The following is a 443-nucleotide window of genomic DNA, read 5'->3' on the forward strand; positions in this document are numbered from 1 at the left end:
GCATCAGATCCTGAAAACGGAACAAGATGTCACTGCGGCGAAAAGCCGCTGCCAGATCCTGATAGCGCTGGTGGGAGGAGCTGATACGCTCATGAATGTCCTGGGCATGGAAATACAAGCTGAGAAAGCGGTGGCCTCGCTGGTTGTGTTGCACCCGTTTAACCCGGTTCAGCAAGGTTTGTTTGGCCTGATTGAGTGCCGACACCACTCTGGCATTGCTGGCTGCAGCCTGAATACGCAGTTGTTGCGGATCAAGGCTGTCGACCGGACGGAACCAGCGGCTTTTATCATCCAGATAATCGGCCAGGGCAGCAAAGACATTAGCCAGACTGTGCTGAACCGCCTGATTTGGCCAAAGCATCTGCCACAAAATCGATAGCAAGCCATAGCCAATGGCACCGCTCAGCAGTAAGGCGGGCTGAAACCATAAATTCTGGCTGCTT

The 443-nt window shown here is 53.7% G+C and carries 1 protein-coding gene; it reads right to left on the minus strand.

Going from position 1 to position 443, the window contains the following annotated elements:
- The coding region (locus tag ACYP03_RS24165; protein WP_459782389.1) for an FUSC family membrane protein at window positions 1–443 on the minus strand (443 nt) is incomplete at both ends.

This window comes from Photobacterium sp. R1 (genome assembly GCF_054600795.1).